Consider the following 22846-nt stretch of genomic DNA (forward strand, 5'->3'; position numbering starts at 1 on the left):
CAACGCGCGGCAACGCTTCATGTCTATCGGCTTCATGGGGCTCACCGCTCCACCAGCGCGATGCGCGCGTTGTACCAGTTCATGAACAGGCTGATCGACAGGCTGATCGTCAGGTAGACCAGCATGATGATCGCGATGCCCTCGATCGCCTGGCCGGTCTGGTTCAGCGTCGTGTTCGCGATGCTGACGATGTCCTGGTAGCCGATCGCGACCGCGAGCGAGCTGTTCTTCGTCAGGTTCAGGTATTGCGAGGTCATGGGCGGCACGATCACGCGCAGCGCCTGGGGCAGCACGATGCGCTTCAGGATCTCCGCCCGCCGCAGGCCGAGCGCCTCCGCCGCCTCCCACTGCCCCTGGTTCACCGCCAGGATGCCGGCGCGGACGATCTCCGCGATGAAGCCCGCGGTGTAGGTGACGAGGCCGAGCAGCAGCGCGAAGTATTCGGGGCTGACGGTGACGCCACCGCGGAAGTTGAAGCCGCGCAGCACCGGGATGTCCGGCGTGAAGGGCGCGCCATGCGCCGCCCAGACCACCAGCGGCAGGCCGACGATCAGCGCCAGGCCCGCCGGCCAGATCTTGCGCGGCTGGCCATCGGCATACTGCTTCTTCCGCATGGCGCGGGCATAGGCCCAGGTGCCGACGATCCCCGCCACCATCGCCAGCAGCGCCCAGCTATGCGCCGGCAGCCATTCGATCCAGGGCAGCTTCATGCCGCGGTTGGACAGGAAGACGCCGTCCACCGGGTTCAGCGCCTGGCGCGGCCCGGGCAGGCCCTGGAGGATGGTGTACCAGAACAGCAGCTGCAGCAGCAGCGGCAGGTCGCGGATGACCTCGACATAGAAGCCCGCGAGCTTGGAGACGAGCCAGTTCTTCGACAGCCGGGCGATGCCGATCACCGTGCCGAGCAGGGTGGCGAGGATCACGCCCACCACCGCCACCTTCAGCGTGTTCAGCACGCCGACGGTCAGGGCGCGCAGGTAGCTGTGGGTCGGGTCGTAGTCGATCAGCGATTCGCCGATCGGCAGCCCCGCCTCCCGGCTCAGGAAGCCGAAGCCGGTCGCGATCCGCCGGACCTCCAGGTTGTGCACCGTGTTGGACCACAGCCACCAGACGATGGCACCGACGATGCCGACGACGATGACCTGCCAGACGATGGCGCGCAGCCGTTCATCCGACCAGGACAGGCGGATCGGGCGGCGCGGCGGGCCGGCGGAGGCCAGGCGCGGATCGGCGGTGGATGATGACATGAAGGCTTCCCTGGTGGATTGGCCCGGCGGGGTTGGCCCCGCTCCAGGCGGTCAGGCACGGCGTGAAGGTCTTCCAAGGGGTCCGGTGGCGGGGTGGCCCCGAGGGGGGCCCATGCAACGGGACCATGCAAGAGTGGGGCCGCATCAAGGCGTCCGCCGGCGGCGCGGCCCCCTCCTGGTCTTGCCCACCGGCCTTGCCCCTGGGCTCATGCCCCTGGGGCCCGGCGGGCAGCGGGGCGCCGCCGGCGCCCCGCCGTCACCTCACCGGAAGGGCGGCGAGTACTGCAGGCCGCCATTCGTCCACAGCGCGTTCGGGCCGCGCTGCAGGCCGATCGGCGCCAGGTTGCGGTCGAAGATCTCCTGGTAGTTGCCGACGGTCCGGATCACGTTGACCAGCCAGGCATTGTCCACCGTCAGCATCCGGCCCAGGTCGCCCGTGCGGCCCAGCATGCGCTGGACTTCCGGCCGCTGGTCGCTGGTCGCGGCCTGCGCCACGTTGGCGGCCGTGATGCCCAATTCCTCGGCACCGATCAGGCCGAAGTGGATCCAGCGCAGCAGGTCGGCGAAGCGCTGGTCGCCATGGCGCACCAGCGGGCCGAGCGGTTCCTTGCTGATCACGTCCGGCAGGATCACGTGTTCCTGCGGCCGCGGCTGGGCGGAGCGGGTGGAGGCGAGGCCGGAGACGTCCGTCGTATAGGCGTCGCAGCGGCCGGAGACATAGGCCTGCACCACGTCGTTCAGCTGCTCGATCACCACCGGGGTGAACTGGATGCGGTTGGCGCGCGCCCAGTCGGTCAGGTTCTGTTCGGTGGTGGTGCCGGGCTGCACGCAGATGGTGGCGCCGTTCAGGTCCCGCGCCGTCCGCACGCCGGCGGAGGCCTTCACCATGAAGCCCTGGCCGTCATAGAAGTTGATGCCGGTGAAGTCGAAGCCCAGCGAGGTGTCGCGCGACAGCGTCCAGGTCGTGTTGCGGGACAGCATGTCCACTTCGCCGGATTGCAGCGCGGTGAAGCGGTTCTGCGCCGTGGTCGGCACGTAGCGCACGCGGTTGGCGTCGTTCCACAGCGCGGCGGCGACGGCGCGGCAGTAATCCACGTCGAAGCCGCGCCACACGCCCTGGCTGTCCGGCTGGGCGAAGCCGGCCAGGCCGGTGTTCACGCCGCAGATCAGCGTCCCGCGGGCGCGGATCGCGTCCAGCGTCGCCGCGGTGCCGGCCGCCGGCGCGGCGGGCTGCTGCGCCGCCAGCGGGGCCGCCAGCGATGCCGCCAGGGCGGCGCCGCCCAGGGCGCGCGTCACAGAAAGGCGAAGCGCCTTCATACCGTCATCTCCCTCATGGGCCCGGTCCTTGCGGATCTCGGGCCGTTTCATTCCCGGTGCCACCGCGCCGCGCCACCGGCCCGGCAGGCCCACCCAGCATCCCTTCCCGTGGATGCTGCGCCAGCCGCCTGTCCGGATCAACGCGCATCTCGCGCCGTGCCCCCCGCCCACGCCCCTACGCATGCCGCAAGCCTCTGTCAAACCGGGCGTTCGCTGAGCGCACGGGGATGGGCTTGGCGGTTCGGGCGCGGGATGCGACAGCAGGGCTGTCCCGCAGAAGGTCTTCCTCCATGCGCATCGTCACCGCGGAACAGCTTCGCGCCGCCCTGCCCTGGGGCGCGCTGGAGGATGCGCTGGGGGCGATGTTCCGCCAGGGCTGCGCCGCGCCCCTCCGCCACCGCCACCCCCTGCCCCAGGCCGATGGCCAGCCGGAGGGCATGCTGCTGCTGATGCCCGCCTGGACCGGCCCGGCCACGGCGGATGGCTTCACCGGCGTCAAGATCGTCCATGTCCTGCCCGGCAATGGCGCGCGCGGCCTGCCGGCGGTGCAGGCGGTGTACCTGCTGTCGGATGGCGCCACCGGCCAGCCGCTCGCCATGCTGGATGGCGGGGAGTTGACGGATCGCCGCACCGCCGCCGCCAGCACGCTGGCCGGGCGCTACCTGGCGCGGCCCGACAGCCGCCGCCTGCTGGTGCTGGGCGCCGGCCGCGTCGCCACCACCCTGGCCGAGGCCTGGTGCGACCGCTTCCCGATCGAGGAGGTGGCGATCTGGGCCCGGAAGCCCGACCAGGCGCAGGCGCTGGCCCGCCGCCTGGCCGATCACGGCCTGCCCGCCCGCGCCGCCGCCAGCCCGGACCCCGCGGGCTTCGACATCGTCTCCTGCGCCACCCTGTCGGAGGCGCCGCTGGTCCGCGGCGCGGCGGTCTCGCCCGGCACCCATGTGGACCTGGTCGGCGCCTTCCGCCCGACGATGCGGGAAAGCGACGGCGCCCTGCTGGCCCGCGCCACCGTGGTGGCGGATACCCGCGCCGGCGTGCTGGCGGAGGCCGGGGACGTGGTGCAGGCGATCGCCGAGGGCGCGATCACGGAGGCCGCCGTCGTCGCCGACCTGGCTGGCCTGACGCGCGGCGCCCATCCCGGCCGGACGAGCGCCGAGGAGGTGACGCTGTTCAAATCGGTCGGCTGGGCCGGGGAGGACCTGGCCGCCGCCATCCTCGCCTACCGGGCGCGCTGATCAGATCCGGGCGCGCTCCGCCTGGTATTTCCGGAAGAGCTGCTCGGGCAGCAGCAACTCCTCCTCCAGCCGCTCCAGCGCCTCGTAATCCATCAGCGCCTTGATGTCGTCGATGGAGAAGAGAAGGTCGGGGCGGTCCACCGCCTCGCCCGTCTCGAGCGTGTGGCGCAGCAGGGCCAGCGCATTCTCCATGGCGCGCAGCGCGGCGGCGGGCAGCATGCGCGGCACGCTGACGCGCCGGACGCCGAGCGCCTTCAGCCGCTTCACCGGGATCAGCGGCGTGGTCGGGCGGCTGCGGATGCCGAAGCCGATATTGATGCTGACGGGAATGTCCACGGCATCGACCAGGCGCTTGATGTCGTCCTCTCCCCTGACGGCATCGGGGAAGATCATGTCGGCGCCGGCGGCGGCATAGATCCGCGCGCGCTCCACCGCGCCCTCGATCCCCTCCACGGCAATCGCATCGGTGCGGGCGTTGATGATGAAGTCGGGGTCGCGGCGGCCCTTCACCGCGGCCTCGATCTTCTTCGCCATCTCGGCCGGGTGGATCAGCTCCTTCCCCTTCATGTGGCCGCAGCGCTTGGGGAATTCCTGGTCCTCGATGTTGATGCCGACGACGCCGGCATCCTCGAACAGCCGCACCACGCCGAAGACCGTGACGGCATTGCCGTAGCCCGTATCGGCATCGGCCATGAGGGGAATATCCACCGATGCCGCCATGGCGCGGCAGGCATCGACATTCTCGTGCAGCGACATCATGCCCGTGTCCTGCACGCCGAGCCTGGCATTCGCGATCCCCGCGCCGCTCGTGCTGGCCGCCTGGAAGCCCGCGCGCTGCGCCAGGCGAAGGCTGTAGCCGTCATAGACGCCCGGGGAGACCACCACCTCCTCCCCCGCCAGCAGCTGGCGCATGCGTGCCGTCTTCTTCATCGCGCGATGGTCCCTGTGTCCCAAGGCATCTTGTCCATGCGCGCGAACCGCGCCTAGCCTTCGCGCATGACGACAGCGCCGCGCCCGCCGCTCGACCTCGATGCGCACTTCCCGGAAGTCGCTGACATCAGCGATGCCTCGCTGGCCGACAAGGTGCGCGCGGTGTGGCGCGACCTCTGGGCGCAATCATCCTTTGACGATCTGGCATCGGTGCCGACCTCCGGCGAGATCGCCTATCCCAACGTGCCGCATACCCGCAGCGTCACGGCGCTCGCGCTCTCCATCGCCGATGTGCTGGAACGCTTCCACGGCACGAGGATCGACCGGGACGTGCTGATCGCCGCCTGCCTGCTGCAGGATGCCTCCAAGCTGGTGGAGTACCAGCCCAAGCCAGGCGGTGGCGTGGAGAAGACGGCGATCGGCCGCGCCATGCCACATGCCTTCGAAGCCGCGCGCATCGCCGCCCAGCACGGCGTGCCGCTGCCCGTGCTGCACATCATCGCCACGCACAGCCCATCGGCCGCGAAGCTGCCGGAGACGCTGGAAGGCCGCATCGTCTACCTCGCGGACGAGATCGACGTCACCGCCATCCATGGCGACCAGTTCGTCAAGGAACAGATCCTGCGCCGCCGCTGACGCCCCGGAGAGAACCGCATGAAGATCACCCGCCGCGCGGCCCTCGCCGCGACACTCCTCGCGCCCGGGATCGCCCGTGCGCAGGGCGCCTATCCCAACCGCACCATCCGCCTCGTCGTGCCCTTCCCGCCAGGCGGCTCCACCGACGTGGTCGGGCGCCTGGCGGCGGAACGGCTCCAATCCGTGCTGGGGCAGTCGGTGGTGGTGGAGAACCGCGGCGGCGCCTCGGGCGGCGTCGGCTCCCAGGCCGTGGCGCGGATGGCGGCGGATGGCTATTCCCTCGTCGTCTCCGGCGTCGGCTCCCACGGCATCGTCCCCGCCGTCGTCGCCAACCCCGGCTACGACGCGCTGCGCGACTTCACCCATGTCGGCATGCTCGGCCTGTTCCACTCCGTGCTCGTCGTGCACCCGAGCTTCCCGGCCCGCGACCTCGCGGGCTTCATCGCGGAAGCGAAGCGGCGGCCGGGCGCGGTGAACTACGCCACCTCCGGCAACGGGTCCTCCAACCACCTGATGGGGGAACTCATCAAGCTGGAAGCAGGGGTCGACATCGTCCACGTCCCCTACCGCGGCGCCGGCCCCGCCCTGCAGGCCGTGCTGGCCAATGAGGTGCCGGCCATGTGCGACAGCCTGCCGAGCGCCGCGCCGCACATCCGCGCAGGCTCGCTGCGCGCCATCGCCATCTCCGCGCGCACGCGCCTGCCGACCATGCCGGAAATCCCTACCTTCGGTGAATCCGGCCTGCCGCGCGTCATCGTCGAGAACTGGTTCGGCATCGCCGGACCGGCCGGCATGCCGGCAGACGCGACGGCACGACTGAACCGCGCGATGGCGGAGGCGCTGGCCCAGCCGGAACTCGTCACGAAATTCAGGGAGATCGGATTCGAGCCGCAGATCGTGGACCCGGCGGCGACGACGCGCTTCGTGGAAGAGAATATCGCCTTCTGGGCGGATGCGGTGAAGCGGGCGGGCGTCAGCAATCTTTGAACGGCAATCGGGGAAGGCGTCGCCTTCCCCGAACCCCATCCACCAGGGGCGAGACGCCCCTGGACCGTCGTCAGCCGCGGGTGACGGTGTCGCGGCGGGCGACCATGCGATAGACGACCAGGACGATGATGGCGCCGACCACCGCGCCGATCAGGCCCGCCCCCTCGCCGGCGCGATACCAGCCGATCGCCTGGCCGAGCCACGTCGCCACCAGCGCACCGACGATGCCGAGCAGGATGGTGACGATGATGCCGCCGGGATCACGGCCGGGCATGATGAACTTGGCGATCGCGCCCGCGATCAGCCCGATGATGATGGTCCAGATGAAACCCATGGCGGCGCTCCTGCCTCTGCCGCGAGGTAAGCCACGGCAGAGGCCCGGGTTCCCGCCCTGTCGCGCTGTTCAGTTCAGCGCCTGGTAGGCCAGCGCGCGCAGCTGGAAGCGGAAGGGCAGCCGTGCCGTGGGGCTCTGCATCATCAGCACCACATACATCTCCTCCTTCGGATCGACCCAGAAATAGGTCCCGTGCGCCCCGCCCCAATAGGCATCGCCCGGGCTGCCCGGCAGCGGGTTGTGGCCCACCGTGTTGCGCACCGCGAAGCCCAGCCCGAAGCCCTGGCCCATCTCCGGCGTCGGCGCCAGCGGCCCGAAGCGGCCCTCCACCACGTCACGCGTCCGCGTGCCCGGCGGCAAATGGTCCGCCATCATGAGGTCGATCGTGGTCCGCGACACCAGCCGCGTGCCGTCCAGCTCCCCCTTGTTCAGCAGGAACTGGGAGAAGCGCGCATAGTCCCGCGCGGTGGAGACCATGCCGCCCGCGCCCGAATACCAGCCCGGCCGCTGCAGCGGGTTGGGCATCGAAGGCCGCTGCCCCGTCGCCGGATCCACCTGCGGATGCGCGAGGCGCTCCGCCGAACCCTCCGGCGCCACGAAGCCCGTATCCACCATGCCGAGCGGCCCGGTGATGCGGCTGCGCACGAAGGTATCCAGGTCCTGGCCGCTGACGACCTCCACCAGGCGCCCGAGGATGTCGGTGGACCAGGAATACTCCCAGGTCGTGCCGGGCTGGTGCATCAGCGGCAGCGCGGCGACGCGGCGGCTCATCTCCTCCATCGAAATGCCGCGGTCCCGCGCGCCGGAAGCGCGATAGGCCGCCAGCACCGGATGGTCGCCCGGCGATGAATCCGCGAGCCCCGAGGTGTGGCGCAGCAGGTCCTGGATGGTGATGGCGCGGCGCGCCGGCACCAGGGTCATCTGCCCGTCCCGCACCTCCGCCACGCGCGGCGTCTCCCGCCATTCCGGCAGGTAGGTGCCGATGGGATAGGCGATGGACAGCCGCCCTTCCTCCGCCAGCATCATCACCGCCAGCGACACGATCGGCTTGGTCATGGAGGCGATGCGGAAGATGCTGTCGGGGCGCATCGGCGCCTGCGCCTCCCGGTCCCGGAAGCCGGCCGTCACCTCCTGCGCGATGCGGCCCTTGCGGCCGATGACGATGACGGCGCCGGGGATGAAGCCGCGCCGCACCTCCCCTTCCAGCCATTCGCCGAGGCGGGAGAGGCGTTCGCCGGAGAACCCCACCTCCTCGGCGCGCGAGGCGCGGGGCAGTTCGGCGGCGGTCACGGGCACGGCAAGGCCGGCCATCAGCCCGGCCGCGACGGCCAGGCGAAGCATGGGGCGCATGACATTTCCTCCAACGGCCCGCCTGTGGCGGCGGGTCCGGGGGAAGCCTCCGCCCACCGGGCCGGAACGGTCAAGCGCGGCGGAAGGCGGGGGCGCGGGGATGCCGCGGCTGCGCGTAGAGAGTCGCCTCCTCCGTCCCCTCCGGCCAGCCGCCGGCGGGCAGGCCGACATTGCGGACACTCGGATGCAGGGCCACGAATGCCTCGTCGATATCGATGCCCAGCCCCGGCGCTTCCGGCACCATCAGATGGCCGTCGCGCAGTTCCGGCGTGGCGGTGACGCAGCGCGCGCGGCCTTCCCAGTCCGGGTCCATCTTCTCCAGGATCAGCGCGTTGGGGATGGCGGCCAGCACATGCAGCGCCGCGTATTCCGCGACGGGGCCGAGCGAGCCCGCATGCGGCGCCACCGTCGCGAAACGGCTCTCGGCATGGATGGCGATCTTGCGCAGCCCCGTGATGCCGCCGCAGCGCCCCGCATCGGGCTGCACCACATCCACCAGCCCCTCATGCAGCAGGGGCGCGATGCCCTGGAAGCCCGCATGGCGTTCGCCAGAAGCGAGCGGCACGTCGGTGGAACCGCGCAGCCGCCGGTAGCCCTCCAGATCCTCCGGCGCCAGCGGTTCCTCGACGAAGAGGGGCGAGAGCGGCGCCAGGGCGTGGCAGATGCCGATGGCGTCCGGCGCCGTCAGCCAGGGCGGACCATGGGCATCGATCATGATGTCCACGTCGTCGCCAACCGCGTCGCGGATCGCCGACGCCTTCGCCACCGGGTTCTTCACGCCCCCGGTCTTCAAGGCACGAAAACCCTTGGCGACGGCGGCGCGCGCCTGGTCGGGCGTGCTGGCATGGGCATAGGCGCGGATGCGGTCCCGCAGCCTGCCGCCCAGCAGCTGCCACACCGGCACGCCCAGCGCCTTCCCCTTGATGTCCCACAGCGCCATGTCGATGGCGCCGATCGCGCCCTGCCCGACCACGCCGGACATGCCATGCCCCATCATCGCGACGTTCATGCGCTGGGTCATGAGTTCGATGGCGAAGGCATCCTGCCCGATGACGACGGAAGACAGGTCGCGCACCGCGGCCTCCACCACGCGGGGCCAGCCGCTGCCCTCCCCGATGCCGGTGATGCCGTCCTCCGTCTCCACCTTCACGAACAGCCAGTTGCGCGTGCCCGTGGTGATGGAGTTGCGCACATCGGCGGCCCAGCCGGAGACGCCGAGCGGCCCCGCCTGCATGAGGAAGGTGCGGATGGCCGTGATGCGCGGGCCCTTGGTCAGGGAGGTCATTGTGCGGTGATCCCGGCTTCGCGGATGACGCGGGTCCAGCGTTCCGTCTCCGCGGCGACGAAGCTGGCGAAATCGGCGGGGCTGGCGCTCGCGCGCGGCTCGATGCCGGCGCGGGCGAGCCCTTCGGTCAGGGCGGGGGTGCGCATCGCCTCCGTCACCGCCTCGAACCACCGTGCCTTCACGGCGGGCGGCCAGCCCGTGCGCATCATCACCCCGTGCCAGGAGCTGATGAAGACCTCCGGCCCGAAGCCGGCCTCGGCGATGGCGGGGACGGAGGGCGCGGCAGGGATGCGCGCTTCCTGCATCACGGCGAGGCCCCTGATGCGGCCGCTGGCGACATTGCCGGGGATCGCGGCCTCCGCGACGGTGAAGGAGCAATCGACCTCCCCCTGCAGCAGCGCCTGCATGGAAGGCGCGCCGCCGCGGAAGGGCACATGGGTGAAGCGGAAGCCCGCCTGGCGGGAGAAGAGTTCCGCCGCGAGGTGGGAGGAGGTGCCGATGCCGCCGGAGGCGAAGTTCAGCTCCCCCGGCCGCGCGCGGCCCGCCGCCACCACATCCCGCACGCTGGCCAGGCCGCCCTTGAGGCTGGCCAGGAAATAGACCGGCACATGGCCGGTCTGGGTCAGCATCTCGATATCCCGCGCCGGGTCGTAGCCCAGCGGCATCAGGGCGGGGTTGGCGGCCAGGTGGATGGCGGCGAAGCCGATGGCGTGGCCATCCGCCGGCATCCGCGCCAGCGCCTGGGTGGCGAGGTTGCCGGAGGCGCCCGTGCGGTTCTCCACCACCACGTTCTGGCCGAGCAGCGGCGCCAGCTCCCGCGCCAGCAGCCGGGCGACGTAGTCGATGACGCCGCCGGCGGGAAAGCCCACCAGGAAGGTGACGGCGCGGTCCGGCGACCAGCGCGCGGGCTGGCCGCGCGCCGGCAACGGGAGGGCCGGCAGGGCGAGGCCTGCCGAGGCCGCGCCCAGGGCGCGGCGCCTGGTGACGATCATGCGTTCCCCCTCCGCCGGGCCTTCAGAAATAGCCGCCCTTGGCGCTGATCTCGGCGACGCTGTCGCCCTGCTCGATCCAGCCGAAGATGTCGCGTTCCAGCCCCAGGATCGCCTCCGCCCGTTCCAGCACGGGCAGGGCCAGGGCGCGCGGCACGATGATGACGCCGTCCATGTCGCCCACCACGATGTCGCCGGGATGGACGAGGACGCCGCCGATGCGCAGCGGCACCTGGTAGTGGGAGATCATGGCCCGGCCGAGCGCGGCGTTGGGGTGCCGGAAGCGGCAGAACAGCGGGAAATCCGCGTCCAGGATCTGGCGGATGTCCCGCGCGCCGCCATCGATCGCGGCGCCCCGCACGCCGCGCGCCTTGGCCGCCGCCGTCATCACCCCGCCCCAGGCCGTGCTGTCCTCCGCGCCCGAGCAGTCCCAGAGCACGAAGTCGCCCTCCCCCATCGCCTCCAGCATGGCGCTGCGCAGCGGCATCTCCCCGGTCAGCAGCGTGTGCGGCTGGCTCTTCACCGTGAAGGCGAAACCGGCGGCGCAGCGTGTCTCCGCCCGCAGCGGCTGGATGCGGTGGGGCAGCGCCTGGTCCATCAGCCGGTGCTCGCGCAGCACGTCGCTGATGGCGCCGGTGTAGAGCCGCTCATACCGCGCCAGCAGCCCGGCCGGCGGCACGGGCAGGGGCGAGAGGGCGCGCGCCTCCCGCTCCTCCACCAGCCAGTCGAGCTTCATGGCCTTCACCTCGGCGCGGAGCCGGGCGGCGGGGTCGCCGCTCATGTCACGGTGATCCCGGCCTCGCGGATCAGCGTCGTCCAGCGCTGCAGCTCCGCGCGGTACAGCGCCTCGAAGGCGGCGGGATCGGCGCTCTCGGCCGGCTCGATCGCCAGCGCCTTCATGCGGGACTGGAATTCGGCGGAGCGCACGGCGGCGCGCGTCGCCTCATGCAGCGCGGCGATGGCGGCGGGCGGCGCGCCGGCCTTCACGCAGATCCCCTGCCAGGACCGCATCATCGCGGCTTCCGGCAGCCCGGCCTCGCCGAAGGACCGCACCTCCGGCAGCCCCTCCGCCCGGCGCTGCTGCATCACGCCCAGCATGCGGATGCGCCCTTCCGCCGCCGCCGGCGCCTGGTAGCTGGCGACCAGGTCGAACATCATCTCCGTATCGCCGCTCATCAGCGCCTGGAAGGCGGGCGCGCCGCCGCGATACTGCACCGCCTCGAACTTTCCCGAGATGGCCCGGAACAGCAGCTCCGCGCCGAGGTGGGAGGAGGTGCCGACCCCCGCCGTGCCGATGGTCACGCCCGGGCCGCGGGCGCGCGCCACCGCCTCCTCGATGCTGGTGATGCCGGATCGCGCGCTGGCCATGACGACGACGGGCAGCGCCGTCAGCTGCCCCACCATGGCCAGGTCCCGCGCCGGATCGTAGCCGAGCTGCGGGATGAGGCCGGGATTGGTGACGAGCTGCAGCCCCGCCAGGGCCAGCGTCAGCCCATCCGCCGGCGCCTGCACCACCGCCTGCGTCGCGATGTTGCCGGAGGCGCCGGGCCGGTTCTCCACCACCACGGTCTGGCGCAGCGCGCGGCCCATCTCGGCGGCGGCCAGCCGCGCCACCAGGTCGGCCGCGCCGCCCGGCGCGAAGCCCACCACCAGGCGCAGCGGGCGCTCGGGCCAGGATTGCGCGCCGGCGATCCCGGGCAGGGCCAGGGACGTGGCCAGGGAAGCGGCGAGCGCGGTGCGGCGGGTGATGCCCGTCATCATCGGTTTCCTTCCTCGAGGCGCGCGATCAGGTCGCGCTTGGCCGCCATGGCATGGGCGAAGGCCGCGGCGGCGGCGGCCTCCGGCTGCCGGGCCGCGATGGCGGCCAGGATGGCGCGGTGCTGCGCGGCGGCCTCCGCCATCCGCGCCTGGCCGAAGCCGAGGCGCAGCCGCACCGCATTCACGAAGGCGCTGCGCGCCTTGTAGAGGGCGGTCGCCTGCGGGTTGTCCGCCGCTTCCTCCAGCGCGTCGTGGAAGGCCTCGTTGGCGGCCAGCGCCGCGGCGGCATCGCCGGCTTCGGCCGCGGCGGCATAGGCGGCCTCGTGCCGCGCCATGGCGGCGATCTGCGGGGCCGTCGCTCGTTCGGCCGCGCGGCGCGCCAGCAGGGACTGCAGCGCGCCACGCAGGTCGTAGAGGTCGGCGAAGAGCTTGGCATCCAGCACCGGCACCACGGCGCCGCGATGCTGGCGGATCTCGACCAGCCCCTCCCCCTCCAGCGCCAGCAGCGCCTCCCGCACCGGGGACATGGAGACGCCGTGCTCCGCGGCCAGCGCGCCGAGGGTGCGGTGCGTGCCGGGCGCCCAGGCGCCGCCCAGGATATCGGCCCGCAGGCGGTCCCGCAGGCGGGCATAGGCGGGGGTGGAGAGCGGTTCGGCCATGGGTTGATTCTGTATAATCGATTTTCGAAAACAGCAAGCGGAGAAGCTGGCGGTGGTGCCATTGACCCGGCGCGGGGCGATGCTTCACTGGCAAGGCCATGGAAACGCTTCCCCGCCCTGTCTTGTCCGGCAAGGCCCGCAAGGCGGGCGTGCTGGGCTGGCCCGTCGCCCATTCCCGATCGCCCCGCCTGCATGGCTGGTGGCTGGCGAAGCACGGCATCGATGGCGCCTACCTGCCCCTGCCGGTGCGGCCGCAGCGCTTCGAGGCGGCGGTGCGCGCGCTGGCCGATCTCGGCTTCGCCGGCGCCAACGTCACCATCCCCCACAAGGAAGCGGCCTATGCGCTGTGCGACGTGGTGGACCAAGTGGCGAAGCGCGCGGGGTCGGTGAACACGCTGGTCTTCGATGCCGATGGCCGCATCCATGGCACCAGCACCGATGGCTACGGTTTCCTCGAATCCATCCGCGAACAGGCGCCGGGATGGCACGCGGCGGATGGTCCTGCGGTGATCCTCGGCGCCGGCGGTGCGGTGCGGGCCGTGGCGGCCGCGCTGCTCGATGCCGGCTGCCCGCGCCTGGTGCTGGTCAACCGCACGCCGGCGCGGGCGGAGGCGCTGGCGCGGGACCTCGGCGGGCCGGTGGAGGTCGCGACGGCGGCGCCGCTGGCGGATGCCGCGCTGCTGGTGAACGGCACCAGCCTCGGCATGCAGGGGGAACCGCCGCTGGAGATCGACCTGGCGCCCCTGCCCGCCACCGCCGTGGTGGCCGACATGGTCTATGTGCCGCTGGAGACGCCGCTGCTGGCCGCCGCCCGGGCGCGGGGGCTGCGCGGCGTGGACGGCCTCGGCATGCTGCTCCACCAGGCGCGCCCGGGCTTCCTGGCCTGGTTCGGCGTGGAGCCGCAGGTGGACCAGGCGCTGCGGGACTACGTCGCCCATGACATCCCGCGCGCATGAAGGTGATCGGCCTGACGGGCAGCATCGGCATGGGCAAGTCCACCGCCGCCCGCGCCTTCCGGCGGCTGCGCGTGCCGGTCTTCGATGCCGATGCCGCCGTCCACCGCCTGCAGGCCCGGGGCGGCGCCGCGGTCCGCCCCATCGAGGCCGCCTTCCCCGGCACCACGCGTGACGGCCGCGTGGAGCGGGAGGCGCTGCGCACCCGCGTCCTTGGCGACCCCGCTGCGCTGCGCGTGCTGGAACGCATCGTCCATCCCCTGGTGCGGAAGGCCGAGCGCGCCTTCCTCGCCGCATGCCGACGCCGGGGCGACCGGATCGCGGTGCTGGACGTGCCCCTGCTGTTCGAGACGAAGGGGGAGGGACGCGTCGATCAGGTCATCGTCGTCTCCGCCCCCGCCGCCACCCAGCGCGCGCGTGTCCTGGCCCGCGGCGGCATGACGCCGGAACGCCTCGCCGCCATCCTCGCCCGCCAGATGCCGGATGCCGAGAAGCGACGCCGCGCCGATCACGTGGTGCGCACGGGGCTTTCGAAGCACGCGGCGCAGCGCCAGATCAGGGCGATCGTGCGGGGCCTGTCGGGGTGACCCTGCCGCCCTGGTACCGGATCCTGGAGGCCGTGGGTGGCCCATTCGCCACGCCCGCCGCCCCGATCCGCCTCCTCCTCGGCCTGCCGCTCCTGTTCATCGCCGCCGATACGGCCAATGCGGTGCTGGCGCCGGCCTGCGGGCCTGGCCTGGGCAACCGCACGGAAGGGCTCCTTGCGAGCTGCTACCCTTGGGGCTTCGAGGGCCCCTTCGACGATTTCTGGTTCTGGCGGTCGAAAGCGGCCTACCTGACCTGCAACGCCCTCCAGATCGGCTTCTGCGCTGGCGGCATCCTCGCAACCTTCTGGTGCCGGCCCCGCTGGCTCGGCATCGTCCTGGCCTGTATCGCCCTGGCCGCCGTGATCCTGCTGCCCATCGCGGGCGCCACCTATTCCTGAGGTCCCCATGCGCCAGATCGTGCTCGACACCGAGACCACCGGCCTCGACCCCGCCACCGGCGATCGCGTCATCGAGGTCGCGGCCATCGAGATCTACAACTTCATGCCGACGGGACAGACCTTCCACGTCCTGATCGACCCGGAGCGCGACATCCCGGAGGAAGCGACGCGCGTGCACGGCTTCACGGCGGAGATGCTGCGCGGCAAGCCGCTGTTCCGCGACATTGCCCAGCCCATGCTCGACTTCCTCGGCGACAGCGAGATCATCGCCCACAACGCCCGCTTCGATTTCGGCTTCCTCGATGCCGAACTGGTCCGCGCCGGCCACAGGAAGCTGGACCGCGCGCGGATGGTGGACAGCCTGGAGATCGCCAAGCGCCGCTACCCCGGCCTGCCCAACAGCCTGGATGCGCTATGCCGCCGCCTCGGCGTCGACAACTCCATGCGCACCAGCCACAACGCGCTGCTGGACGTGAAGCTGCTGGCGGAAGTCTATCTGGAGCTGATGGGCGGCAAGCAGCCGGGCTTCGAGCTGGCGGCCGCCCAGGCCAAGCCCGCCCTGCCCGGCATCGTCATCGAGGCCCCGGTCGCCCGCACCCCGGTGCTGATCCAGCCGAGCGAGGCGGAGATCGCCACCCATGCCGCCTTCGTCACCAAGCGGCTCGCCAAGGGCGACCCCCTCTGGCTCAAGCCGCCCTTCGCGGAACCGGCGCCCGCCGAAGGCTGACCCTCCCGCATCGCGGGGGGTTGCCCTACATTGGGCGCATGACCCCGCCCCGCCCCCGCGTCGCGCTCTTCGTCACCTGCCTGGTGGACCTCTATCGCCCCAGTGTCGGCTTCGCCGCGCTGAAGCTGCTGGAGGAGGCGGGCTGCGAGGTGGTGGTGCCGGACACCCAGACCTGCTGCGGCCAGCCCGCCTACAACAGCGGCGACCGCGCCACCGCCACCGACCTGGCCCGCGCCGTCGTCGATGCCTTCTACCCCTATGACTACACCGTGGTCCCGTCCGGCTCCTGCGCCGGCCAGATCGCGCACCACTACCCCGCGCTCTTCGCCGATGACCCGCATTACCGCGGCAAGGCGGAGGCGCTGGGCGCCAAGACGCATGAGCTGACGAGCTTCCTCTTCGACGTGCTCGGCCTGAAGTCCGTCACCGCCCGCTACGACGGCATCGCCACCTACCACGACAGCTGCTCGGGACTGCGCGAGCTCGGCGTGAAGGCCCAGCCCCGCGCGCTGCTGGCGAGCGTGGAGGGGCTCGCGGTGCGGGAGATGGCGGAACCCGAGATCTGCTGCGGCTTCGGCGGCACCTTCTGCGTGAAATACCCCGACATCTCCACCCGCATGGTCGGCGACAAGACGAAGGACGTGGCGGCCACTGGTGCCGACACCCTGCTGGCCGGCGACCTCGGCTGCCTGCTGAACATGGCGGGGAAGCTCCGACGCGACGGATCGGCCGTGAAGGTGCGGCATGTCGCGGAGGTGCTGGCGGGCGTTACGGGCGATGTCGCGCCGATCGGGGAGGCGCGATAGCGCCTCAACCCTGTGCGGCGATCCAGTGCGTCAGCCCTGGCGCCACGCTGCCATCGATGACGCGCCATGCGCCGCCCTCGCGCTTCTCCGCCAGGATCCGCATCTGCGGCTGATGGGTCGCGCGATCGGTCAGCGAATTGTCGATGACGAGGCCGGCATCGGCACGGCCGGCGAATTGCGGGAAGTTGTCGTGGGACGCATCGCGACGCGCCAGGATGCGTTCGCGCGGCACATCGTGGCCGCCGAGCGCCACGCGATGGGCGACCCGGGCGACGTTCAGGTCAGCCAGCTCGACGGTGACGTAGATGATGCCGAAGCGGCGCCCGATCTGCCGCGCAAGGTCGATCAGGGCGAAGAACTTCGGAGAACTGCCCACGGTCTCCACCAGGACCGTGCGGCCCGCATGCACCGCCTCCTCCACCAGGGAATCGGACAGGGTCTGCGCCGCCCTGACATAGGCGAATTCTGACGCCCCCGGAACGACAGGCGGCAGCAGCTTCGCGATGTCGTCTGGCGATTGGGCGACGGAGGGTATCGACGGATGCCAAGCCTGCAGCGCCCCGCTGCGGGCGAGGGTCGACTTGCCGGAGCCATTGGGCCCCGCGATGATCCAGAGCCAGCCTTCCGCCGACACGGGCCGGGTCAGGCCTTGGGCGAGGCGGGACTTGCTGCCAGGCGACGCGACCCGTCAGGATGCACCCAGACGACGCGGCCGGCTTCGAGGGTCGGATAGGGGGCGCCACGCGCCAGCCCCGCTTCAAGCTCCGCACCAGCGGCCGCGGCGAAGACGGTCGCGGCAGCCGCGGCTTCCGGCGACGGATCCTGCGTCGGGGCGGGCGCTGGCGTGTAGCTCAACGCGGCCCCCGTGCGGTAGCTGAGGACAATGGCCATGCCTTCACGGTAGGGGCGGCGCCACGCTGCAACAAGGTCATTGCTGCTTCGTTATCGATTACCCACCCAGGCGAGCATCGTATACTGGAAGCCTGTTGCCGAGAAGGCACAGGGTCGCGAGATCACCGCGCAGCCAAACCCCTGACCGATCGCGCCAGACGCGCTAGATTGGACGGGACAGGAGTTCCCATGGTCCAGGTCACCTCCCCCGCCTTCAAGCGGAACGCCGCCGCGGCACTCGACGACCCCGGCCTGCAGAAGGCGCTCGGCAAGGCCAAGGGCGCCTTCCTGCAGCGCCGCGCCGCCGCCGTCGCCGCCCTGCCGGAATTCGAGACGCTGCGGAACACCGGCCGCGACATCAAGAACCACACCCTCGCCAACCTCGACTTCTACCTCGAGACCTATGCCGCCAATGTCGAGCGCGCCGGCGGCCAGGTCCATTGGTGCTCGACCGCCGCCGATGCCCGCGCCGCCGTGCTCGACATCTGCCGCAAGGCCGGCGCGAAGACGGTCACCAAGGGCAAGTCGATGATCTCCGAGGAGATCGGCGTGAACGACCATCTGGAGGCCCATGGCATCCAGCCGGTCGAGACGGACCTCGGCGAGTACATCATCCAGCTCCGCCACGAACACCCGAGCCACATCATCGCCCCCGCCTTCCACCTGAACCGGGAGGATTGGGAAGCGCAGTTCCGGATGTCCCACACGGACCTGCCGAAGGACCGCGTCTTCAACGAACGCCGCGACATCCTGGCGGAGGCCCGCACACGCCTCCGCCAGAAATTCCTCGCCGCCGATGTCGGCATCACCGGCGCCAACTTCCTGATCGCGGAGACCGGCAGCAGCGTCATCGTGACGAATGAGGGCAATGGCGACCTGACCCAGACCCTGCCGCGCGTGCACATCGTCCTCGCCAGCATCGAGAAGGTGGTGCCGACGCTGGAGGACTGCACCAGCCTGCTGCGGCTGCTCGCACGCTCCGCCACCGGCCAGGATTTCTCGGTCTATACCACCTTCTCAACCGGCGCCCGCCGGCCCGCCGACCTCGATGGGCCGGAGGAGTATCATGTGGTGCTCATCGACAATGGCCGGTCCAACATGATGGGGACCGACTTCCAGGAGATGCTGCGCTGCATCCGCTGCGCCGCCTGCATGAACCACTGCCCCGTCTATGGCGCGGTGGGCGGCCATGCCTATGGCTGGGTCTATCCCGGCCCCATGGGCAGCGTGCTGACGCCGACCCTGGTCGGCGTGGACAAGGCCGGCCACCTGCCCAATGCCAGCACCTTCTGCGGCAAGTGCGAAAGCGTCTGCCCCGTGAAGATCCCGCTGCCCAAGCTGATGCGGCATTGGCGCGAACGGGAGTTCGAACGCCACCTGACGCCCCAGGGCGTCCGATCGAACCTGGCGCTCTGGGCCTGGTTCGCGCGGCGGCCTTCCGTCTATCGCCTGGCAACCCGCCTCGGCATCCGCGCGCTGTCGGCCCTGAGCCGCGGCAAGGGGGCCTTCCGCTGGCTGCCCTTCGCCGGCGGATGGACCGAAGGGCGTGACCTGCCGGCGCCGGAGCCCGGCGGCACCTTCATGGCCCGCTACCAGGCCCAGCAGAAGGGTGCCCGCCGATGAGCGACCAGGAAGCCGAGCGCGTCTATGGCCAGCGCTTTCCCCAGAACCAGCCCGCCCGCGTGGCGCCCCGCCCGACCGGCACGCTGGCGGAGATCTACGCCGCCATCGATGCCGATACCCCCGCGGCGCGGCTGAACAACGACCTCGACCGCATCGAACGGTCGCTGGCCGTGCTGGAACAGGCGGTGCGGGAGGCCTTCGAGGCCGAGCAGGCCATCGCGCAGCAGGACGCTGACGAGGACCGGGGCGCATGAGCAAGGACGCCATCCTCGGCGCCATCCGCCGCGGGCTGAAGCGCGGCCCGCTGCCGGCCGACCAGCGCGCCATGCTGGAAGGGCGCCTCGCCACCCATCCGCGCCACCTGATCCCCGCCCGGTCCCGCCTGCCGCGGCCCGACCAGGTCGCGCTCTTCATCCGCAACGTGGAGAAGGAATTCGGCACGGTGGAACGCGTGCCGGACCTGGCCGCCATCCCCGCCGCGGTGGCGGATTTCCTCGCTGCGCAGAACCTGCCCGCCCGCCTGGTCGTGGCGCCGCACCCCGAACTCGCCTCCATCGACTGGTCCGCCCGCCCGATGATCGAGCGCGAGGCACGCCGCGCGCGGGATGGCGACGTCGTCTCCCTCCAGCATGGCTGGGCCGGGGTGGCGGAGACGGGAACGATCCTCTTCCCTTCCGACCCTGTCCGCCCCGCGACGCTGAACCTGCTGCCGGAGACGGAGATCGTGGTGCTCCGCGCCTCCGCCGTGGTCGGCGCCTATGAGGAGGCCTGGGACCGCCTGCGGGCAGAGCGGCAGGACCCGACGACCGGCGGCTTCATGCCGCGCAACCTGATGTTCGTGACCGGCCCGTCGCGCAGCGCCGATATCGAGCAGACGCTGGAACTCGGCGCCCACGGCCCCCGCCGCCTGCATGTGCTGCTGGTGGAGGACGAACCCGCCCCCCGCATGGCGACCCCCGCGGAGGCGCGGGCGGAGGCGCCCGTCCAACCCGGCCAGCCCGCCGCACCGGGGGACTGACCACCCCCCATGCGACGCCTGCGACCGAAGGGGTTGAGCGGCACCGACCTCGCGCTGTGGCATGCCTACACGGCCGAGATCACGCCCCTCTTCGGCCGCCAGCGCCCCGCCGCGCCGGAAGCGCCGCCCCCGCCCCCGGTGCCGCCGGCGGAGCCCATCCTGGTGAAGCCGGCCCCCGCGAAGCCCGCCGGCCGGCCGCCCATCCCGGAGATCCGGGTGGGGGAGGCGCCGAGCGGCCTCGACCGCAAGCGCTGGACAGCGCTGCGCCGCGGCGACATGCGCGCCGAACGGACGCTCGACCTGCATGGAAGGCGGGTGCAGGAGGCGCATGCGGCGCTGCGCGCCTTCATCCATGACGCGGCGGCGGATGGCATCCGCACCGTCACCGTCGTGACCGGCAAGGGCCCGCAGCCCGAGGGCGGCATCCTGCGGCGGGAGCTGCCGCACTGGCTGAACGCGCCGGACCTCCGCCCGCTGGTGCTGGGCGCGGCGCACCCCCATCCCACCAATGCCGGGGCGGTGAACCTGCTGCTGCGGCGGGTGCATCGGGCGAAGGGGTGGTAGCGCGGGTTCGCCGGGGAAGGCGCTGCCTTCCCCGGACCCCATCCGCCAGGGGGGAGACCCCCCTGGACCATCGTCAATTTGAGACGGTCCAGGGGCGGTTCGCCCCTGGCGTGGGGGGCATCGGGGGGAGCAGCGCTCCCCCCGGGCAGCCATGACACCATTCGGCGCCCGCCTCCGCGCCCTCCGCCGCGCCCGCCGCGTCACGCTGAAGGACATGGCGGCCGCGCTGCAGGTCTCCTCCGCCTATCTCTCCGCGCTGGAGCACGGCCATCGCGGCCGCCCCTCCGCCGGCCTGGTCCACCAGGTGAACGAGTTCTTCGGCCTGATCTGGGACGAGGCGGAGGAGCTGTCGGAACTCGCCCGCCTCTCCCACCCCAAGGTCACGCTGGAGACGGGCGGGCTGACGCCGGAGGCGACGGCGCTCGCCAACCGCCTGTCGGACACGATCCACCGCCTCAGCCCGCAGACGGTGGCCGCCATGCACGCCCTGCTGGACCGGGAAGCGCCACCGGAGAAGCCCCGCCTGCGCCGCGCCGCCGGCCGGTAGACGGCCCGTCCCCCCCGCGCTTTGATGACACTTCGATGACGGCGCGAAGGACCGGGCTTGTCCACTTCCGTGATGCTGCTGGTCCTGCTGGGTGCCGCCCTGCATGCAAGCTGGAACGCGCTGGTGAAGTCGGGCGGCGACAAGCTGCTGGACACCGCGCTGGTGGTCCTCGGCTCCGGCGCGCTGGCCGCCCTCGCGCTGCCCTTCCTGCCGCTGCCGCAGCCGGAATCCTGGGCCTTCGTCCTCGCCTCCGGCGTCATCCACCTGCTGTATTTCTGGCTGGTCGCCGCCGCCTATGGCAGCGGGGAGATGAGCCTCGCCTACCCCTTGATGCGCGGCACCGCGCCGCTGCTGGTGGCGCTGCTCAGCGGTTCCGTGCTGGGTGAGGCGCTGGGCCTGGCCGGCTGGGCGGGCGTGGTGCTGATCTGCGGCGGCGTGCTCGCCATGGCCTGGAAGCGGGGTGCCACGCCCGACCGCGCGACCATCGGCTTCGCGCTGGCGAATGCGCTGGTCATCGCGGTCTATACGCTGGTGGATGGCTCCGGCGCGCGGGCATCGGGCCATGCGGTGTCCTACACCCTCTGGGTCTTCCTGCTGACGGCGCTGTTCTTCGTGGGGCTGGTCGCCTGGCAGCGGCCGGCGGCGCTGGCGGGGCATGTGCGGCGGCGCTGGCGCATCGGGCTCGGCGCGGGGATGGCGACGCTCGGCTCCTATGCGCTGGCGCTCTGGGCCATGACGCAGGCGCCGATTGCCAGCGTGGCGGCTCTGCGGGAATCCTCCATCCTGTTCGGCGTGGCGCTGGCGGCCCTGCTGCTGGGGGAAAGGCCGGGCCTCTCCCGCCTCGCCGGCGCCATCGCCATCACCGGCGGCGCCTTCTGCCTCCGTCTCGCCTGAGGATTTTCGTCAGTGCACCTCGCCGTCCTGGGTGCGGGGGCCATCGGGCCCGCCGCCGCCGTCCTTGCGATCTCCCGCGGGCACAGCGCGATCCTCTGGTCGCCCTCGGGCGCCGGGATCGCGGGGATCGAGGGCACGATCCGGGCGGAGGGCCTGATCGAGGGCGCCTTCCCCCTGCCCACCACCACCAGCCTGGCAGAGGCCTTCGAGGGCGCGGATGCCGCCTTCCTCGCCGTCCCCGCCTATGCCTTCGCCGATGTGCTCCCCCGCATCGCGGCCAGCCTGCCCGCCCGCCTGCCCCTGCTGATCGCCCCCGCCGCGAGCCTGGCGCCGCTGGCGCTGGACGCGATGCTGGCGGCCCGGGGCGCGGACCCGCACCGCGCGCCGATCGGCGCCATGGCCACCACCCCCGGCGGCGCGCGGCGCCTGGGGCCGGACAGGGTGAAGGTCGCGATGCTGCGCAGCGCGGTGGAGGTGGCCGCCATCCCCGCCGCCGCCGGCCCCGCCATGGCGGCGCTGGCCCATGACCTCTTCGGCCATGCCTGCCCGCCATCCCCCGATGCGCTGCATGCCAGCCTGCTCAACCTGAACCCCATCGCCCATGCCGTGATGGCGCTGACCAACGTCACCCGCATGGAGAGGGCCGAGGCCTGGTCCCAATACGCCATGATGACCCCGGCCGCCTGCCGGATGATGGAGGCGATGGGCGCGGAGCGGGATGCGCTCGCCGCCCGCTTCGGCCATCGCCTCGACAGCCTGGCGAGTTTTCTCCAACGCGCCAATGGCGTGCCCCCTGCGCCACTCGCGGAAACCGCCGCCGCCATCGCGGCAAGGCGCCCGGACGTGCTGGGCCCGAAGACCATGGCGACCCGCTACGTGACGGAGGACGTGCCCTTCGGCCTCTCCTTCTACCTGGCGCTCGCCGGCGACACGCCCATGCCCGTCACATCCGCCGTGGTCACGGCGCTGGAGGCGCTGTGGGGCCGGGACCTGCGCGCCAACCCGGTCCTGGACGCCATCGACCTCGCCGACCTGCCCCGCGGCCTGCAATCGGGGATAGGCCGCGCCCCCTCATGATCTTGCGCGGAACCCGCGCGCGGCTATGGTCCGC

At 72.0% G+C, this 22846-nt stretch carries 27 protein-coding genes; 15 read left to right on the plus strand and 12 right to left on the minus strand.

The window, feature by feature from the left end:
• Nucleotides 1-41 precede the first annotated feature (41 nt).
• A complete protein-coding gene (locus JJI54_RS03040) occupies nt 42-1247 on the minus strand; it encodes an amino acid ABC transporter permease (protein WP_203070786.1) in 1206 nt (401 codons plus the stop codon).
• Nucleotides 1248-1508: 261 nt separating this feature from the next.
• Nucleotides 1509-2564 carry an amino acid ABC transporter substrate-binding protein gene (locus JJI54_RS03045; protein WP_203070788.1) on the minus strand — a complete coding sequence of 352 codons (1056 nt, stop codon included), beginning with the start codon at nt 2562-2564 and terminating at the stop codon, nt 1509-1511.
• A 290-nt stretch (nt 2565-2854) separates the two neighbouring features.
• Between JJI54_RS03045 and lhpI the strand changes: the two genes are divergently transcribed.
• Nucleotides 2855-3799: a bifunctional Delta(1)-pyrroline-2-carboxylate/Delta(1)-piperideine-2-carboxylate reductase gene (gene lhpI, locus JJI54_RS03050; protein WP_203070790.1), complete on the plus strand. Its 945-nt coding sequence runs from the start codon at nt 2855-2857 to the stop codon at nt 3797-3799.
• Here lhpI and JJI54_RS03055 read toward each other — a convergent pair whose 3' ends face one another.
• The gene (locus tag JJI54_RS03055) at nt 3800-4729 is read right to left on the minus strand and encodes an isocitrate lyase/PEP mutase family protein (RefSeq protein WP_203070792.1); all 930 of its coding nucleotides are present in this window, start codon (nt 4727-4729) and stop codon (nt 3800-3802) included.
• A gap of 66 nt (nt 4730-4795) precedes the next feature.
• On the opposite strand from JJI54_RS03055, the gene JJI54_RS03060 reads away from it, so the two are divergent.
• Nucleotides 4796-5365: an HD domain-containing protein gene (locus JJI54_RS03060; RefSeq protein ID WP_203070794.1), complete on the plus strand. Its 570-nt coding sequence runs from the start codon at nt 4796-4798 to the stop codon at nt 5363-5365.
• Between the two features lie 18 nt (nt 5366-5383).
• The gene (locus JJI54_RS03065; protein ID WP_203070796.1) at nt 5384-6352 is read left to right on the plus strand and encodes a Bug family tripartite tricarboxylate transporter substrate binding protein; all 969 of its coding nucleotides are present in this window, start codon (nt 5384-5386) and stop codon (nt 6350-6352) included.
• 70 nt (nt 6353-6422) lie between these two features.
• On the opposite strand, the gene JJI54_RS03070 is transcribed toward JJI54_RS03065, so the two are convergent.
• The 7 genes from JJI54_RS03070 to JJI54_RS03100 all read right to left on the minus strand — a co-directional run bounded on the left by JJI54_RS03070 (nt 6423) and on the right by JJI54_RS03100 (nt 12727).
• Entirely contained in the window at nt 6423-6686 is a 264-nt protein-coding gene (locus JJI54_RS03070) for a GlsB/YeaQ/YmgE family stress response membrane protein (RefSeq protein ID WP_203070798.1), read from the minus strand.
• A gap of 69 nt (nt 6687-6755) precedes the next feature.
• Complete coding sequence (locus JJI54_RS03075) at nt 6756-8036, minus strand: serine hydrolase domain-containing protein (RefSeq protein WP_203070800.1); 1281 nt, start codon at nt 8034-8036, stop codon at nt 6756-6758.
• 70 nt (nt 8037-8106) lie between these two features.
• Nucleotides 8107-9321: a mandelate racemase/muconate lactonizing enzyme family protein gene (locus JJI54_RS03080; protein WP_203070802.1), complete on the minus strand. Its 1215-nt coding sequence runs from the start codon at nt 9319-9321 to the stop codon at nt 8107-8109.
• Nucleotides 9318-10313, minus strand: a complete 996-nt coding sequence (locus JJI54_RS03085; RefSeq protein WP_203070804.1) for a Bug family tripartite tricarboxylate transporter substrate binding protein — start codon at nt 10311-10313, stop codon at nt 9318-9320. The genes JJI54_RS03080 and JJI54_RS03085 overlap by 4 nt, the downstream gene beginning before the upstream one ends.
• A gap of 22 nt (nt 10314-10335) precedes the next feature.
• On the minus strand, nt 10336-11091 hold the full coding sequence (locus tag JJI54_RS03090) for an RraA family protein (protein WP_203070806.1): 756 nt from the start codon (nt 11089-11091) through the stop codon (nt 10336-10338).
• Complete coding sequence (locus JJI54_RS03095; protein WP_203070808.1) at nt 11088-12068, minus strand: Bug family tripartite tricarboxylate transporter substrate binding protein; 981 nt, start codon at nt 12066-12068, stop codon at nt 11088-11090. The genes JJI54_RS03090 and JJI54_RS03095 overlap by 4 nt, the downstream gene beginning before the upstream one ends.
• Complete coding sequence (locus JJI54_RS03100) at nt 12068-12727, minus strand: GntR family transcriptional regulator (RefSeq protein ID WP_203070810.1); 660 nt, start codon at nt 12725-12727, stop codon at nt 12068-12070. The genes JJI54_RS03095 and JJI54_RS03100 overlap by 1 nt, the downstream gene beginning before the upstream one ends.
• Before the next feature lie 98 nt (nt 12728-12825).
• Here JJI54_RS03100 and JJI54_RS03105 point away from each other — a divergent pair, with 98 nt between their 5' ends.
• From JJI54_RS03105 to JJI54_RS03125, 5 genes are read left to right on the plus strand one after another with little or no spacing between them, the layout of a single operon-like run.
• Nucleotides 12826-13683 carry a shikimate dehydrogenase gene (locus tag JJI54_RS03105; protein WP_203070812.1) on the plus strand — a complete coding sequence of 286 codons (858 nt, stop codon included), beginning with the start codon at nt 12826-12828 and terminating at the stop codon, nt 13681-13683.
• Nucleotides 13680-14267, plus strand: coding sequence for a dephospho-CoA kinase (coaE, locus tag JJI54_RS03110; RefSeq protein WP_203070814.1), 588 nt, complete (start codon nt 13680-13682; stop codon nt 14265-14267). The genes JJI54_RS03105 and coaE overlap by 4 nt, the downstream gene beginning before the upstream one ends.
• 32 nt (nt 14268-14299) lie before the next feature.
• Nucleotides 14300-14665, plus strand: a complete 366-nt coding sequence (locus tag JJI54_RS03115; protein ID WP_203070816.1) for a hypothetical protein — start codon at nt 14300-14302, stop codon at nt 14663-14665.
• Between the two features lie 7 nt (nt 14666-14672).
• A complete protein-coding gene (gene dnaQ, locus JJI54_RS03120) occupies nt 14673-15392 on the plus strand; it encodes a DNA polymerase III subunit epsilon (protein ID WP_203070818.1) in 720 nt (239 codons plus the stop codon).
• A 38-nt stretch (nt 15393-15430) separates the two neighbouring features.
• The gene (locus JJI54_RS03125; protein WP_203070820.1) at nt 15431-16198 is read left to right on the plus strand and encodes a (Fe-S)-binding protein; all 768 of its coding nucleotides are present in this window, start codon (nt 15431-15433) and stop codon (nt 16196-16198) included.
• A 4-nt stretch (nt 16199-16202) separates the two neighbouring features.
• Here JJI54_RS03125 and JJI54_RS03130 read toward each other — a convergent pair whose 3' ends face one another.
• Together JJI54_RS03130 and JJI54_RS03135 are read right to left on the minus strand one after the other, a co-directional pair.
• Entirely contained in the window at nt 16203-16832 is a 630-nt protein-coding gene (locus JJI54_RS03130) for an AAA family ATPase (RefSeq protein WP_203070822.1), read from the minus strand.
• 8 nt (nt 16833-16840) lie between these two features.
• Nucleotides 16841-17089 carry a hypothetical protein gene (locus JJI54_RS03135; protein WP_203070824.1) on the minus strand — a complete coding sequence of 83 codons (249 nt, stop codon included), beginning with the start codon at nt 17087-17089 and terminating at the stop codon, nt 16841-16843.
• A gap of 189 nt (nt 17090-17278) precedes the next feature.
• Here JJI54_RS03135 and JJI54_RS03140 point away from each other — a divergent pair, with 189 nt between their 5' ends.
• The 7 genes from JJI54_RS03140 (at nt 17279) to JJI54_RS32565 (ending at nt 22812) form a co-directional block, all read left to right on the plus strand.
• Nucleotides 17279-18712, plus strand: coding sequence for a LutB/LldF family L-lactate oxidation iron-sulfur protein (locus JJI54_RS03140; protein WP_203070826.1), 1434 nt, complete (start codon nt 17279-17281; stop codon nt 18710-18712).
• Complete coding sequence (locus tag JJI54_RS03145) at nt 18709-18966, plus strand: hypothetical protein (protein ID WP_203070828.1); 258 nt, start codon at nt 18709-18711, stop codon at nt 18964-18966. Before JJI54_RS03140 ends, JJI54_RS03145 begins: the two co-directional genes overlap by 4 nt.
• Entirely contained in the window at nt 18963-19730 is a 768-nt protein-coding gene (locus JJI54_RS03150; protein ID WP_203070830.1) for a LutC/YkgG family protein, read from the plus strand. Before JJI54_RS03145 ends, JJI54_RS03150 begins: the two co-directional genes overlap by 4 nt.
• A gap of 9 nt (nt 19731-19739) precedes the next feature.
• Nucleotides 19740-20294 carry a Smr/MutS family protein gene (locus JJI54_RS03155; RefSeq protein WP_203070832.1) on the plus strand — a complete coding sequence of 185 codons (555 nt, stop codon included), beginning with the start codon at nt 19740-19742 and terminating at the stop codon, nt 20292-20294.
• Nucleotides 20295-20445: 151 nt separating this feature from the next.
• Nucleotides 20446-20841: a helix-turn-helix domain-containing protein gene (locus JJI54_RS03160; RefSeq protein WP_203070834.1), complete on the plus strand. Its 396-nt coding sequence runs from the start codon at nt 20446-20448 to the stop codon at nt 20839-20841.
• A gap of 57 nt (nt 20842-20898) precedes the next feature.
• Entirely contained in the window at nt 20899-21735 is an 837-nt protein-coding gene (locus JJI54_RS03165; protein ID WP_203070836.1) for a DMT family transporter, read from the plus strand.
• Nucleotides 21736-21747: 12 nt separating this feature from the next.
• A complete protein-coding gene (locus tag JJI54_RS32565; RefSeq protein ID WP_203070838.1) occupies nt 21748-22812 on the plus strand; it encodes an NAD/NADP-dependent octopine/nopaline dehydrogenase family protein in 1065 nt (354 codons plus the stop codon).
• Nucleotides 22813-22846 lie beyond the last annotated feature (34 nt).

It is taken from the genome of Falsiroseomonas ponticola, assembly GCF_016805305.1.
GTDB classification, from domain to species: Bacteria; Pseudomonadota; Alphaproteobacteria; order Acetobacterales; family Acetobacteraceae; genus Falsiroseomonas; species Falsiroseomonas ponticola.

Excerpts from the sequence above, each read along its gene's own strand:
- JJI54_RS03040 (WP_203070786.1), bottom strand. The coding sequence starts at position 1,247 with ATGTCATCATCCACCGCCGATCCGCGCCTGGCCTCCGCCGGCCCGCCG.
- JJI54_RS03045 (WP_203070788.1), bottom strand. The coding sequence starts at position 2,564 with ATGAAGGCGCTTCGCCTTTCTGTGACGCGCGCCCTGGGCGGCGCCGCC.
- lhpI (WP_203070790.1), top strand. The coding sequence starts at position 2,855 with ATGCGCATCGTCACCGCGGAACAGCTTCGCGCCGCCCTGCCCTGGGGC.
- JJI54_RS03055 (WP_203070792.1), bottom strand. The coding sequence starts at position 4,729 with ATGAAGAAGACGGCACGCATGCGCCAGCTGCTGGCGGGGGAGGAGGTG.
- JJI54_RS03060 (WP_203070794.1), top strand. The coding sequence starts at position 4,796 with ATGACGACAGCGCCGCGCCCGCCGCTCGACCTCGATGCGCACTTCCCG.
- JJI54_RS03065 (WP_203070796.1), top strand. The coding sequence starts at position 5,384 with ATGAAGATCACCCGCCGCGCGGCCCTCGCCGCGACACTCCTCGCGCCC.
- JJI54_RS03070 (WP_203070798.1), bottom strand. The coding sequence starts at position 6,686 with ATGGGTTTCATCTGGACCATCATCATCGGGCTGATCGCGGGCGCGATC.
- JJI54_RS03075 (WP_203070800.1), bottom strand. The coding sequence starts at position 8,036 with ATGCGCCCCATGCTTCGCCTGGCCGTCGCGGCCGGGCTGATGGCCGGC.
- JJI54_RS03080 (WP_203070802.1), bottom strand. The coding sequence starts at position 9,321 with ATGACCTCCCTGACCAAGGGCCCGCGCATCACGGCCATCCGCACCTTC.
- JJI54_RS03085 (WP_203070804.1), bottom strand. The coding sequence starts at position 10,313 with ATGATCGTCACCAGGCGCCGCGCCCTGGGCGCGGCCTCGGCAGGCCTC.
- JJI54_RS03090 (WP_203070806.1), bottom strand. The coding sequence starts at position 11,091 with ATGAGCGGCGACCCCGCCGCCCGGCTCCGCGCCGAGGTGAAGGCCATG.
- JJI54_RS03095 (WP_203070808.1), bottom strand. The coding sequence starts at position 12,068 with ATGACGGGCATCACCCGCCGCACCGCGCTCGCCGCTTCCCTGGCCACG.
- JJI54_RS03100 (WP_203070810.1), bottom strand. The coding sequence starts at position 12,727 with ATGGCCGAACCGCTCTCCACCCCCGCCTATGCCCGCCTGCGGGACCGC.
- JJI54_RS03105 (WP_203070812.1), top strand. The coding sequence starts at position 12,826 with ATGGAAACGCTTCCCCGCCCTGTCTTGTCCGGCAAGGCCCGCAAGGCG.
- coaE (WP_203070814.1), top strand. The coding sequence starts at position 13,680 with ATGAAGGTGATCGGCCTGACGGGCAGCATCGGCATGGGCAAGTCCACC.
- dnaQ (WP_203070818.1), top strand. The coding sequence starts at position 14,673 with ATGCGCCAGATCGTGCTCGACACCGAGACCACCGGCCTCGACCCCGCC.
- JJI54_RS03125 (WP_203070820.1), top strand. The coding sequence starts at position 15,431 with ATGACCCCGCCCCGCCCCCGCGTCGCGCTCTTCGTCACCTGCCTGGTG.
- JJI54_RS03135 (WP_203070824.1), bottom strand. The coding sequence starts at position 17,089 with ATGGCCATTGTCCTCAGCTACCGCACGGGGGCCGCGTTGAGCTACACG.
- JJI54_RS03140 (WP_203070826.1), top strand. The coding sequence starts at position 17,279 with ATGGTCCAGGTCACCTCCCCCGCCTTCAAGCGGAACGCCGCCGCGGCA.
- JJI54_RS03145 (WP_203070828.1), top strand. The coding sequence starts at position 18,709 with ATGAGCGACCAGGAAGCCGAGCGCGTCTATGGCCAGCGCTTTCCCCAG.
- JJI54_RS03150 (WP_203070830.1), top strand. The coding sequence starts at position 18,963 with ATGAGCAAGGACGCCATCCTCGGCGCCATCCGCCGCGGGCTGAAGCGC.
- JJI54_RS03155 (WP_203070832.1), top strand. The coding sequence starts at position 19,740 with ATGCGACGCCTGCGACCGAAGGGGTTGAGCGGCACCGACCTCGCGCTG.
- JJI54_RS03160 (WP_203070834.1), top strand. The coding sequence starts at position 20,446 with ATGACACCATTCGGCGCCCGCCTCCGCGCCCTCCGCCGCGCCCGCCGC.